A 12,215-nucleotide genomic window follows, 5' to 3' on the forward strand; every position below is an offset into this window, starting at 1 on the left:
AAGGACGGGTGGCACCCCGTCGAAGGACGTCCCGGCCGTGGCCGGTGCACCATCTGCTGGGAGGCGCGATGACGGTCGTCGAGACTCCCGCGGGCCAGGACGAGGCGACCTCCGCGAGCCGGTTCGCGCTCGCCCGCTCCGTCCTGCAGCGTGCGGAGGAGAGCGCGGGGGTCCGCCGGACGGCGAGGACCCGGGAGCCGACCCAGGCGGCTGCCGCGGCTGCCACGTCGGCCCCCGCGCCTGCGTCGTCTCCTCGGCCGGCTCCTGCTCCTCGTCAGGTCTCCGCCGTGCCCGACGAGCGGACCTGGCCCGTGCACGCCGATCTCGCGCCGCTGCTCCCGCTCGGTGCGCTCCAGCGGGGGACCACGCTCAGTGTCCAGGGATCGACGGGCCTGCTGCTCTCCCTCGTGGCGCAGGCGTCCCGCGCGGGCGCCTGGACCGCCGCGGTGGGCTTTCCGGGGGTGGGGGTGCTCGCCGCCGCCGACGCCGGGGCGGACCTCGGCCGGTTCGTGCTCGTGCCGCGGCCCGGACCGGACGCGGCCGTCGCCATCGCGGCGCTGCTCGACGGCATGGACGTCGTGGTGGTGGGGCCGCAGGCCGCGCTCACCGACCCGGAGCGCCGACGCCTGGGTGCCCGCGCGCGGGAGCGGGGGGCCGTGCTGGTCTCGTCCGTCCCCTGGGTCGGGGCGCACGTCGTGCTGACGGCGCGCGCGGGGACGTGGACCGGCGTCGACCGCGGCGCGGGCTGGCTGCGCCGGCGCACCGTGCTCGTGGAGCGTGCCGGACGTGCCGGCGCCGCCCGGGCGGTCCGTCTCGAGGTCGAGGTGCCCCTCGACCTCGGCCCGGCGCCGCGCTACCTCACCGGTTCCCGTGCCGACCCCCGCACCCGGCCGGACGCCACCCGGCCTGCTGAACCCACGGCCGATCTCGCCCCCGGCCCGGACCTCCGGCTCGTCGGATGACCACGCCGACCCGCACCGCCGCCCTGTGGGTGCCGGACTGGCCGGTGCTCGCCGCGATGGCCACCCGGGAGGTCCCGGCGCACGTGCCGTCCGCCACCCACGACGGCCGCCGGGTCGTCGCGGTCTCGGCGACCGCCCGCGCGCAGGGGGTGCGCCGGGGGATGCGGCGGCGTCGGGCGCAGGAGTGCTGCCCGGAGCTGGAGCTCCTCGACGTCGACGACGCCCGCGACGCCCGCGAGTTCGAACCCGTCGCGCTCGCGGCGGAGACCGTCGTCGCGGGCCTGGAGATCGCCCGGCCGGGGCTGCTGCTCCTGCCGGCGTCGGGGGCCAGCCGGTACCACGGGTCGGCCGCGCGCCTCGCGGAGGAGCTCGTCGCCCGGGTCGCCGAGCGCACCGGGTACGAGTGCCAGGTCGGGGTCGCCGACGGCATCCTCGCCGCGGTCCTCGCCGCCCGGGAGTCCCGCGTCGTGCCCCCGGGCGGCTCGTCCGCCTACCTCGCCCCGCTGCCGGCCTCGACGCTCCTGCACGCCGCCGCGCGCCCCGACGTGGCGAGCCGTGCCGACGAGCTCGTGCACCTGCTGGGCCGGCTCGGGGTGCGCACGCTGGGCGACCTCGTCGCGCTGCCGGCCGCCGTCGTCGAGGCCCGCTTCGGCGACCTCGGGGCGTGGGCGCACCGGCTCGCGCGCGGCGAGGACCTGCGCCCGCCCGCCCGGCGGCGCATCGAGCCCGACGTCGCGGTGCGCACCGACCTCGACCCGCCCGCCGAGCGGGTCGACGTCGCCACGTTCGTGGCCCGTCGGCTCGCCGAGGAGCTGCACGACCAGATCGTCTCCCGCTCGCTCGCCGCCGGCCGGCTGCGGATCACGGCCCGCACGGCGGACGGCGGCGAGCTCGAGCGCGCGTGGCGCACCGACGGCGCGGGCGGCGGGGGGCTGGGCGGGCTCAGCCCGGCCCGCATCACCGACCGGGTGCGCTGGCAGCTGGAGGGCTGGCTCACGGCCTCGAGCCTGCGCCGCGCCGACGTGCCCGTCGCCCCGGTCGTGCACCTGGCGCTCACCGCGGAGGAGGTCGTCGCCGCGGGTGCGGAGCAGCCCCGGCTGTGGGGCGCCTCCAGCGGTGAGGACCAGCGGGCGCACCGCGCCCTCGGCCGGGTGCAGGGCATCCTCGGCGGGGACGCCGTCCTGCAGGTCGCCCTGCAGGGCGGGCGGGACGCGCGCGACCAGGTGCACCTCGTCCCGTTCGGCGAGGACGTGCGCGCGCCGCGCGACCCGGCGCTGCCGTGGCCGGGCCGGCTTCCCCGCCCTGCCCCGGCGACGGTCCTCGTCGAGCCGGTCGACGTCGCTCTCCTGGACGACGCCGGGCGCCCGGTGGTGGTCGACGCCCGCCTCGCGATGAGCGCACCGCCGGCCGCGGTGCGCTGGGGCGTGCCGGCAGGTCCGGGCGGCTCCCGGCAGGAGACCGTCCGGGACTGGGCCGGCCCCTGGCCGCTCGCGGAACGCTGGTGGACCCCCGCCCCCCGGCGGCGGGTGCACCTGCAGGTCGTGCTCGCCGACGGCCGCGGCGTGCTCCTCGCGAGCACCGCGGGCCGCTGGACGGTGGAGGCCGTCTATGACTGAGCGCCCTGCCGACCGTCCTGCCGACCGTCCTGCCGACCGGCCGGCCCGCCGGCCGGCCGGCTGGCCAGCCCGGTACGCCGAGCTGCACGCCCACTCGGCCTTCAGCTTCCTCGACGGGGCGTCCCACCCCGAGGAGCTCGCCGCGGAGGCGGCGCGCCTCGGCCTGAGCGCGCTCGCGCTCACCGACCACGACGGCCTGTACGGGGTCGTGCGCTTCGCGCAGGCCGCGGCCAAGGTCGCCCTGCCCACCGTCTTCGGGGCCGAGCTGCACCTGCCCGCGCCGGCGCACGCCGACGCCCGGTCGCACGGTCGGGCGGACGCACCACCCGGCGCCCCCGTCCTCGACCCGCCGACCGGCGTCCCGGACCCGCGCGCCACCCACCTGCTCGTCCTCGCGCGCGGGCCCCAGGGCTACCACCGGCTGTCGAGCGCGATCGCGACCGCCCACCTGGCCACGGGGACCAAGGGCGCGGCCGACTACCGGCTCGAGCGTCTCGGCGAGCAGGCCGACGGGCAGTGGCTCGTCCTCACCGGCTGCCGCAAGGGAGCGGTGCGCCGGGCCCTCGTCACCGAGGGCCCGGACGCCGCCCGCCGTGAGCTCGACCGGCTCGTCGCCCTCTTCGGGCCTGGCAACGTCGCCGTCGAGATCACCGACTCCGGCGACCCGCACGACGCCGACCTGTGCCGCGCCCTGGCCGCGCTGGCCGAGCGCGCGCGGGTACCGCTCGTCGCCACCGGCAATGTTCACTACGCGCGGCCGCGCGACGCCGACCTGGCCGGGGCGCTCGCGGCCGTGCGTGCGCGGTCGGCCCTCGACGACATGGACGGGTGGTTGCCCGGTGCCCCGACGGCGCACCTGCGCTCGGCCGCGGAGATGCTGGCACGCCACCACCGCCACCCGCAGGCGGTGGCGACCGCCGCGGAGCTGGGCCTGGAGTGTGCGTTCGACCTCACCCTCGTCGCCCCGGCGCTGCCGCCCTACCCGGTGCCGGCGGGGCACACCGAGACGACGTGGCTGCGCGAGCTCGTGCACCGCGGCGCCACCGAGCGCTACGGGCCCCGGGATGCCGAGCGCGAACCCGGTGCCTGGGCGCAGATCGACCACGAGCTGCGGGTCATCGAGCAGCTCGGGTTCCCCGGCTACTTCCTCATCGTCTACGACCTCGTGGAGCTCTGCCGCACCCGGGGCATCCTCGCGCAGGGGCGCGGCTCGGCGGCGAACTCGGCCGTCTGCTACGCGCTCGGCATCACCGCGGTCGACGCCGTGCACCACGGCCTGCTCTTCGAGCGGTTCCTCGCCCCCGAGCGGGACGGACCGCCGGACATCGACGTCGACATCGAGTCCGCCCGGCGCGAGGAGGTCATCCAGTACGTCTACGAGCGCTTCGGGCGCACGCACGCCGCCCAGGTGGCCAACGTCATCTCCTACCGGCCCAGGTCAGCGGTGCGCGACGCCGCCCGCGCGCTGGGCTACGACGTCGGGCAGCAGGACGCGTGGAGCAAGTCGATCGAGCGCTGGGGCTCGCTGCGCGGCCCCGACCCGAGCAGCCCGGCGGCCGACCGCGCGCAGAAGGAGGCCTCGGTCGCGAGCCGGACCGCGGTCAAGGACGCGCAGGTCCAGGCGCTCTGGGGCCCGCAGCCCGGGCAGGTGGTGGACCCCCTCGCGCAGGACGAGCGCCTCGCCGGTGCGCTGCGCGCCGACGACACCCACGACGTCGTGCCCGCCCGCCGCCCGCCGTCGGCCGCCGAGGACGGGGAGATCCCGGACGCCGTCCTCGACCTGGCCGACCGGATGCTGCGCCTGCCCCGGCACCTGGGGATCCACTCGGGCGGCATGGTCATGTGCGACCGCCCGGTCATCGAGGTCTGTCCCGTGGAGTGGGCCCGGATGCCGGGGCGCACCGTGCTGCAGTGGGACAAGGAGGACTGCGCGGACGCCGGGCTGGTGAAGTTCGACCTGCTCGGCCTCGGGATGCTCACGGCGCTGCGCATCGCGTTCGACCTCGTCGCGGAGCACGAGGGGGTGCACCTCGCGCTGCACACCCTGCCGCAGGACGACCCCGCGGTTTACGACCTGCTGTGCGCGGCGGACACGGTGGGGGTGTTCCAGGTCGAGTCGCGGGCCCAGATGTCCACCCTGCCGCGCCTGCGGCCGCGCACCTTCTACGACATCGTCATCGAGGTCGCCCTCATCCGCCCCGGCCCCATCCAGGGCGGGTCGGTGCACCCGTACATCGAGCGGGCGCGGGGCCGCGAGCCGGTGACGTTCCTGCACCCGCTGCTCGAGAACTCGCTCGGCAAGACCAAGGGTGTGCCGCTGTTCCAGGAGCAGCTGATGCAGATGGCGATCGACGTCGCGGACTTCACCCCCGCCGAGTCCGACCAGCTGCGTCGCGCGATGGGTTCCAAGCGGTCGGTCGAGCGGATGGAGGCCCTGCGGGCGCGGCTGATGACGGGGATGGAGCGCAACGGGATCGGGCCCGAGGTGCGCCAGCAGATCTACGACAAGCTCAAGGCCTTCGCCGACTTCGGCTTCCCGGAGTCGCACGCGTACTCGTTCGCGTTCCTCGTCTACGCGAGCGCGTGGCTCAAGGTCCACCACCCGGCGGCGTTCTTCGCCGGGCTGCTCGCCGCCCAGCCCATGGGGTTCTACTCGCCGCAGTCCCTCGTCGCCGACGCCCGCCGGCACGGCGTGCAGGTGCTGCGCCCGGACGTCGGGGCCTCCGCCGTGCAGGCGGGTGTGGAGCGCACCGCGGACGGGGCGCTCGCGGTGCGGCTCGGGCTGGCGAGCGTGCGGGGGATGGGGACGGACCCGGCCGAGCGGCTCGTCGCCGCCCGGGCGCCCGGACCGTTCACGGGTCTGCGCGACCTGGTGCGCCGGGTGGACCTCAGCACCGCCCAGCTCGAGGGCCTCGCGACGGCCGGCGCCCTCGCCTGCCTCGGTGTCGAGCGGCGGGAGGCGCTGTGGGCCGCGGCGGCCCTCGCCCAGGAGGGCCCGGACACCCTGGAAGGGGTGAGCGTCGGGGTCCGCGCCCCGGCGCTGCCCGGCATGAGCGAGGTCGAGACCGCGGTCGCGGACGTGTGGGCGACGGGTGTGTCCACCGACTCCTACCCGGTGCAGTACGTGCGCCCCGGCCTGCGCGCCGCGGGGGTCGTCACGGTCGAGGAGGTCTTCACCGCCCAGGACGGCCGACGGGTCGCGGTGGGCGGTGTCGTCACCCACCGCCAGCGCCCGGGGACCGCCGGGGGAGTGACGTTCCTGTCGCTCGAGGACGAGACCGGCATCCTCAACGTCATCTGCTCGCCCGGGCTGTGGCGCCGGTTCCGGCAGGTGGCGCGCTCCTCGGCGGCGCTCGTGGTGCGCGGGCGGGTGGAGCGGGCCGACGGCGCCACGAACCTCGTCGCCGAGCATCTCGCGCCGCTCTCGCTGCAGGTCGCCACCACGTCGCGGGACTTCCGGTGAGGCGTAGGGTCGTGCCCATGGTCGACCCGACGGCTCCCGGTCAGCGGACGCCGCTGCGCTGCGAGGTCCGGCCCGCGACCGCGGACCGGTTCGACGACGTCGCGGCCGTGCTGTCCCCGACGGGCAACCCGCGGGCGTGCTGGTGCCTGGCGTACCGCGAGCCGTCGCCCGCCGACCGCCGGCGCCTGGACGACGACCGCGGGGCGTACGTCCGCGAGCTCACGGCCCGGTCCCCGGCGCCCGGGCTGCTGGCCTACGTCAGGGGCGACGGAGAGGGCGAGGGCGAGGTCGCCGGCTGGTGCGGGCTGGGCCCGCGCGACTCGATGCGCCGGCTACGCTCCTCCCGCACGATCCCGGCCGTCGACGACCTGCCCGTGTGGAGCGTCGTGTGCTTCGTCGTCCTCGCGCGCTACCGCCGCAGAGGTGTGGCGACCGCGCTCCTGGAGGCCGCCGTCGAGCACGCACGGTCCGCCGGTGCGCCCGCGATCGAGGGCTACCCGGTCGAGCCGGTCGAGGGACGCCTGGGCTCGGCGGCAGCGTTTCCCGGCACCGTCCGGCTCTTCGAGGCCGCCGGGTTCGCCAAGGTGGCACCCACGAGCTCCGTCAGCGGCGGCGCGCCCCGCTGGGTCGTGCGCCGCGACCTGCGGGACTGACGCAGGGTGGGCGAGAGAGCGGCGGGTGCTCGCCGCCTCAGGTGCCCGCGTCCGTCGGGGCCACGACGCAGATCTCGAACCTGTCCCGGCCTCGCCGCAGGAGGTAGCGGTAGCTCTCTGCGGCCGCCTCCCGGGCGTACTCGTCCCGGTAGCTCCACCGCACGTCGACCCACAGCAGGGCCGCGCCGGTGGTCTCGAGCCGGGTGATCTGCGCGACGGCGGCGACCAGGCCACGGTCCCGGTAGCCCCGGGTGGCCGACCGGAAGGCGTCCCGGACGGACTCGGGGTCGGGGACGAGCAGGGACCGGGCGTCGTCGACGACCAGCGCCGGGTAGGCGTAGCAGTCGGAGATCGTGTCGAGGTCGCCCGCCGAGAGCGCGGCCCCGTAGTCGGTGAGGAACGTCTGGACGTCGTCGTGGTCGTAGTCGTTCATGGTCTCCGCCCCGGTCGGTGCTCCCCACGCTAGGGCCCCGGCGGGTTCGGCGCAGGGCCAGGAGCCGGGCGGCGCCCCGTCTCAGCCGGCCGCGGTGGTGCCCGTGATCCGGCCGAGCACGAGCTCGTACGTCCCGGTGGTGTCGAGGCCCATCTGGGTGAGCAGGGCCCACAGCACACCCCCGACGGCGTAGATGCTCACGGGCGTCATAAGGATCCACTCGCGCCGGGACCCGGCGTTCCCGAGGATCGGCAGCGCCATGTTGCCGCCGGGTCGCCACACGTCCTTGAGGATCGGGGTGCGGCGCACGCGGCGCGGGGAGCGGAACCGGATGGGCCACAGCAGCGGGCAGCCGCCCGTGGTCACGACGTCGCCGAGGATGTGCACGCTCGTGCCGAGGGCGACGGCGACGGGCAGCCAGTTCCACTCCTCGGGCGCGAGCAGCGCGATGATGGCGGCGATGGTGACCGACGCGATCCAGGGGCCGAGCTTGCCGCCGCGGGTGAGCTTGAGCGCCTTGAGCGCGAACGCCACGAGCAGGATCGCCACGACGCCCGCCCCGACGGCGACGGTGCCGAACGTCTCGGACTCGTGCGTGACGAGGCCCGCGGCCCAGGCGAGAGCGGTGAAGACCGCGACGCCGAGGATCGAGTGGGTGCCCTTGCGGTGCCCGCCGGAGATCTTCTCGACGACGTCGGCCACGGCCTCCGAGACCGGGGGGAGCGAGTGCGCGATCGTCCCGTTGTGGTGGTCGGCGTCGGGGAGCAGCGCCGCGCCGGCGCAGACGATCGCGCCGGTGACCACCCCGACGTCGGACACGGGGTAGAGCCCGAGGGTGTAGGGCGCGGTCGAGGTCACCGCGACCCAGGCTGCGGCGCCGCACGCGGCATGGTGGCCACCCATCATGGTCGGTCGAGCTCCTGTCGGTTGTGCGAGGTCTGTCCTGAACGCCCTGACAGTACCGGTCGGAGGAGACATTCAGGAATAGTGTGCCAAGCACCTCGCCGGACAGGGCTGCGACCCGTAGCCTGGCACCCCTGAGGCAGGGAGGACCACGTGACGGGCACGAGCGACCGGGAACGGCTCTGGGAACGGCTCTGCGGGCTGCTCGACGACGACCCCGAGCTCTGGCCTGCCGTGCGGCTCGCGCTCACCGACCCCGCGCGCTACGCGACCGAGCGGGCGGCGGCGCTCCCGTCGGGCGCCGCGGAGGACGCGGACGACGGGGTGCCGGTCGACGTGTGGTCGGCGCTCCTGGACGGGCTCGACGACGCGGGCGCCCTCGTCTACCTCGACGCCGCGGACGCCGGGGCGGAGCTCGTCGCCGCGCTCGGGGCGGCGCCCCGGGTGGTGCGTGCCGGCGTCGGTCTCGACCCGCTGCTCGACGACGGTACGGACCTGTTCGGCTCCCTCGCCCACGCCGACCTGCTGCTCTCCGCCGCGGGTCTGGCGCTCGTCCTGCTCGAGGAGGACTCGGACGCCTACCCGCTCGTCGTCGTCCCCGCCCGTGCGGTGGACGAGGTCGTCGCGCTCGCCCTCGAGCTGGGCGGTGCGGCTCACCCCGTGCGCTGACCGGCCCGGCGGTGCAGCACCGTGTGCACGACGAGCCCGGCGACGAGCGCCCAGAAGGCCGCCCCGATCCCGCCGAGGGTGACACCGCCCGCGGCGACGAGGAACGTGACGACCGCGGCGGTCCGCCCCTGCACCTCGGAGACCGCGGCCGCGAGGGCGGCCCCGAACGTACCGACGAGCGCCAGGCCCGCGGCGCTCTCGACGACCCCCGCCGGCGCCGCGGCCACCAGTGCGGCCAGGCCCGCCGACGCGAGCGCGAGCAGCAGGTAGGCCCAGCCGGCCGTCCGGGCGGCGACCCAGCGGCGTCGGGCGTCGGGGTGGGCCTCGGGTCCCGCAGAGAGGGCGGCGCTGATCGCGGCGAGGTTGACGGCGTGGCCGCCCGCCGTCGCGCCGGCGAGCGTCCCGAGCCCGGTCACCGTCATGGTCTCGCGCCAGGGGACGCGGTACCCGAACGACGCCATCACCGCGACGCCGGGGACGTTCTGGGAGGCCATCGTCACGACGTACAGCGGGACGGCGAGCCCGACCACGGCCTGCCAGGTGAGGGTCGGGGCGGTGAGCGTGATCGCGGGTGCCGCGTCCGCCCAGGCGAGCGTCCCGCCGCGCACGGCGACGACCCCGACGACGGCGAGGGTCACGGCGAGCGCGGCCGGTGCGGCCCAGCGTGGTGCGAACCGCAGGAGCGCGAGCCAGGTCACGACGACCGGTGCGACGAGGAGCGGGACGTCGGCGAGGCCGCGCAGCGGCGCGAGGCACAGGGTGAGCAGGACCCCGGCCAGCATGGCCTGGGCGATCGGGACGGGGATCGCCGCGACCAGCCGCCCGAGCCCGGGCCACAGCGCGGTGAGCAGGACGAGGCCGCCCACGACGGCGAACGCGCCGACGGCCGCGGGCCAGCCGCCGGCGACGGCGCCCGTGCTGACGAGCAGCGCGGCGCCGGGGGTGGACCAGGCGAGGGTGAGGGGTGTGCGATGGCGCCAGGTCAGCCAGAGCATGCCGACCCCCTGCGTGACGCAGAGCGCGAGCAGGCCGGACGCGGCCTGCGCGGGGGTCGCCCCGACCGCGACCAGGCCGGCGAGGACCACGGCGAACGAGCTGGTGAACCCGACCAGCGCGGTCACGAGGCCGGCGAGCACGGGCTGGAGGCGGTCGGACATCATGGCGCTCCTCACGGTGTTCTGTTCGTGGAACGGTAGCACCGGTCGTTCCACGAACGGAACGCTAGGCTTCGACGATGGACGACCGCACCACGGAGCTCGTCGGCGAGCGCATCCGCAGCCTGCGCGCCGAGCGCGCGATCTCGCTCTCGGCGCTCGCGGCCGCGGCCGGCATCGGCAAGGGATCGCTCTCCGAGCTCGAGCACGGCGCACGCAACCCGACGCTCGCGACCCTCTACGCCGTGGCCGGAGCGCTCCAGGTGCCGCTCTCGGCGCTCCTCGCCGAGCGGGTCGGTGCCGAGGTCGCCTCCGACGGCGTCAGCGCCCGGCTCCTCGACACCCGGCACCACGACGGGACGACCGAGGTCTACGCGCTCCACCTTGACGCGGGCGCGCACCGCCGCTCGCCCGGGCACGGTCCAGGAGTCGTCGAACACCTGCTCGTCACCCGCGGTGCCGTCCGTGCGGGCCGGACCGGGCAGGAGGTCGACGTGGAGGTCGGCGGGCACACGACGTGGGTGAGCGACGGGCCGCACGGCTACGACGCGCTCGGCGGCTCGCCCGCGGACGCCGTGCTCGTCATCCGGTCCCCGGCGCCCGGTGCGGGCAGCCCACGATGACGAGCGCGCACGACCCCGCTGCGTGCGCGGTGCTCCTGCTCTGGCTGCCCGTGGGCGCCGGCGGGCACGTCGTCAAGCACACGAGCCGGTGGTGGGAGCTGCTCAGCGCGCGCCGCGAGCACCGGCCTCGGGCGCCGCTGCTCCACGCGGCGCTCGAGGTGGTCCTGCACGACGGCCGGTACGTCGTCGAGATGGCGCCGGCGTGGGGTGTTCCCGCGAGCGACCGGCAGGTCGTCGCCAGCGGGCCGGTCGGTCTCCGTGCCCTCGGCCGGTCGCGCTTCTTCCGCTACGAGGTCCGGTGCTGGCGCGACGGTGTCATCCCCGACCGTCGGTGGGCCGTCGGCGGGCCGGTCGTGGTCAGCCGGGACGAGGCCACGGCGGCACGGCTGCTGGCCGCCGTCGAGCAGGTCCCGGTCCTGACCTGGGGCCGGACGGTGCCGCCCACGGGTGAGATATGGAACTCCAACTCGCTGGTCTCCTGGCTCCTCGTGCGTGCCGGTCTCCCCGCCGATCTCGTCCCGCCGGGCGGTGGACGAGCCCCCGGATGGGCCGCTGGTCTCGACCTCGCCACCCGAGGGGCGTGGCGGGGGCCCTCCGGCCCCGAGTAGGCTCCGGAGTCATGACGGACGCGCTCGCGACATGGTGACCATCCACGACGTCGCGCAGCGCGCCGGGGTGTCGGTCGCGACCGTGTCGAACTTCCTCAACTGGCCTGACCGCCTCTCGCCGGCGACCGCGGTCAAGGTGCGCGACGCCGTCGAGCACCTCGGGTTCGTGCCGAACCTTCCCGCCCGCCAGCTGCGCCGACGCCGCAGCGGCATCATCGGGCTGTCCGTCATCAACGCCGCGAACCCGTTCTTCGGGGAGATGGTGACCGCGGTCGAGCTCGCCGCCGAGGACGCCGACCTGGCCGTCGTCGTCGGGAGCACCCACGAGTCACCCGCGCAGCAGACGAAGTTCCTCGACATGTTCGAGCAGTTCCGGTTCGACGGTGTCATCGTCACGCCGTTCGACGACGACCTCGGCCCGCTCCGCAAGCGTCGGTCCCGCGGCGCCCCCGTCGTGCTCGTCGACCACGAGGACCCGGAGAACGGGCTGTCCACGGTGTCGCTCGACCACCGCGAGGGCGGTCGGCTCGCGACCCGGCACCTGGTCGAGAGCGGCCGCCGTCGGTTGCTGTTCGCGAGCGGGTCCGCCGGTGTGCGGCAGGTGCGCCAACGTCTCGAGGGGTGCCGCGAGGTCGTCGACGCCGCCGGCGGCGTGCGCCTCGACGTCGTCGAGTCGGTGGACCTCGACATCGGCGTGGGCGAGGAGGTCGGCCGGTCCGTGGTCGCCATGGCGCCGGCCGAACGGCCCGACGCGGTCTTCGCGGGCAACGACCTGCACGCCATCGGCCTCGTGCGGGCGCTCCAGCGCGGAGGTCTCGACGTCCCCCGCGACATCGCCGTCGTCGGCTACGACGACATCCCCTTCGCGGCGGTCTCCGCCGTCCCGCTGACGACCGTCCGGCAGCCCAGCCGCGAGATCGGCGCCGCGGCCGCCGCGCTGCTGCTCCGCGAGATCGCCGACCCCGCGCGCGACGTCGAGCAGGTGGTCTTCACCCCGGAGCTCGTCGTCCGGGCGAGCACCACGGGCGGCGTCTGACCCCGCCGCCGGTCCGGTCACGCCGGCCCCGCCGTCGCCCCCAGTGGCGGGGTCGTGAGACTCCCGTAGTCTCGGGCCAGACGCGACGAACGTAC

Annotated in this window: 11 protein-coding genes; 8 read left to right on the plus strand and 3 right to left on the minus strand. The window is 76.3% G+C overall.

The features are described 5' to 3' along the window. Window positions 1–68 precede the first annotated feature (68 nt). The 4 genes from OHL10_RS17765 to OHL10_RS17780 are packed head-to-tail and all read left to right on the plus strand — an operon-like array spanning window position 69 to window position 6,694. The gene (locus OHL10_RS17765) at window positions 69–962 is read left to right on the plus strand and encodes a hypothetical protein (protein WP_265523582.1); all 894 of its coding nucleotides are present in this window, start codon (window positions 69–71) and stop codon (window positions 960–962) included. Next, window positions 959–2,578: a DNA polymerase Y family protein gene (locus tag OHL10_RS17770; protein ID WP_265523583.1), complete on the plus strand. Its 1,620-nt coding sequence runs from the start codon at window positions 959–961 to the stop codon at window positions 2,576–2,578. Before OHL10_RS17765 ends, OHL10_RS17770 begins: the two co-directional genes overlap by 4 nt. After that, window positions 2,571–6,041, plus strand: coding sequence for an error-prone DNA polymerase (locus OHL10_RS17775; RefSeq protein ID WP_265523584.1), 3,471 nt, complete (start codon window positions 2,571–2,573; stop codon window positions 6,039–6,041). Before OHL10_RS17770 ends, OHL10_RS17775 begins: the two co-directional genes overlap by 8 nt. A 17-nt stretch (window positions 6,042–6,058) precedes the next feature. After that, window positions 6,059–6,694, plus strand: a complete 636-nt coding sequence (locus tag OHL10_RS17780) for a GNAT family N-acetyltransferase (protein WP_265523585.1) — start codon at window positions 6,059–6,061, stop codon at window positions 6,692–6,694. A 37-nt stretch (window positions 6,695–6,731) separates the two neighbouring features. Here the strand turns inward: OHL10_RS17780 and OHL10_RS17785 are convergent, their stop codons facing one another. Together OHL10_RS17785 and OHL10_RS17790 are read right to left on the minus strand one after the other, a co-directional pair. Continuing rightward, window positions 6,732–7,127, minus strand: a complete 396-nt coding sequence (locus OHL10_RS17785; RefSeq protein WP_265523586.1) for a hypothetical protein — start codon at window positions 7,125–7,127, stop codon at window positions 6,732–6,734. Window positions 7,128–7,208: 81 nt separating this feature from the next. Then, the gene (locus tag OHL10_RS17790; protein WP_265523587.1) at window positions 7,209–8,033 is read right to left on the minus strand and encodes a metal-dependent hydrolase; all 825 of its coding nucleotides are present in this window, start codon (window positions 8,031–8,033) and stop codon (window positions 7,209–7,211) included. Window positions 8,034–8,183: 150 nt separating this feature from the next. Here OHL10_RS17790 and OHL10_RS17795 point away from each other — a divergent pair, with 150 nt between their 5' ends. Further along, window positions 8,184–8,699 (plus strand): DUF6630 family protein, encoded by a 516-nt coding sequence (locus tag OHL10_RS17795; protein WP_265523588.1) that lies wholly within the window; start codon window positions 8,184–8,186, stop codon window positions 8,697–8,699. On the opposite strand, the gene OHL10_RS17800 is transcribed toward OHL10_RS17795, so the two are convergent. Further along, window positions 8,684–9,859 carry a benzoate/H(+) symporter BenE family transporter gene (locus OHL10_RS17800; RefSeq protein WP_425499034.1) on the minus strand — a complete coding sequence of 392 codons (1,176 nt, stop codon included), beginning with the start codon at window positions 9,857–9,859 and terminating at the stop codon, window positions 8,684–8,686. The two genes, OHL10_RS17795 and OHL10_RS17800, sit on opposite strands and share 16 nt — an antisense overlap. A gap of 74 nt (window positions 9,860–9,933) precedes the next feature. Here OHL10_RS17800 and OHL10_RS17805 point away from each other — a divergent pair, with 74 nt between their 5' ends. The 3 genes from OHL10_RS17805 to OHL10_RS17815 are packed head-to-tail and all read left to right on the plus strand — an operon-like array spanning window position 9,934 to window position 12,120. Then, window positions 9,934–10,476, plus strand: a complete 543-nt coding sequence (locus OHL10_RS17805; protein ID WP_265523589.1) for a helix-turn-helix domain-containing protein — start codon at window positions 9,934–9,936, stop codon at window positions 10,474–10,476. Then, window positions 10,473–11,084, plus strand: coding sequence for a hypothetical protein (locus tag OHL10_RS17810; protein WP_265523590.1), 612 nt, complete (start codon window positions 10,473–10,475; stop codon window positions 11,082–11,084). The genes OHL10_RS17805 and OHL10_RS17810 overlap by 4 nt, the downstream gene beginning before the upstream one ends. Window positions 11,085–11,115: 31 nt before the next feature. Then, complete coding sequence (locus OHL10_RS17815) at window positions 11,116–12,120, plus strand: LacI family DNA-binding transcriptional regulator (RefSeq protein WP_265523591.1); 1,005 nt, start codon at window positions 11,116–11,118, stop codon at window positions 12,118–12,120. The last annotated feature ends 95 nt before the right edge of the window (window positions 12,121–12,215 follow it).

Source organism: Oerskovia flava, assembly GCF_026163685.1.
Classification (GTDB): domain Bacteria; phylum Actinomycetota; class Actinomycetes; order Actinomycetales; family Cellulomonadaceae; genus Oerskovia_A; species Oerskovia_A flava.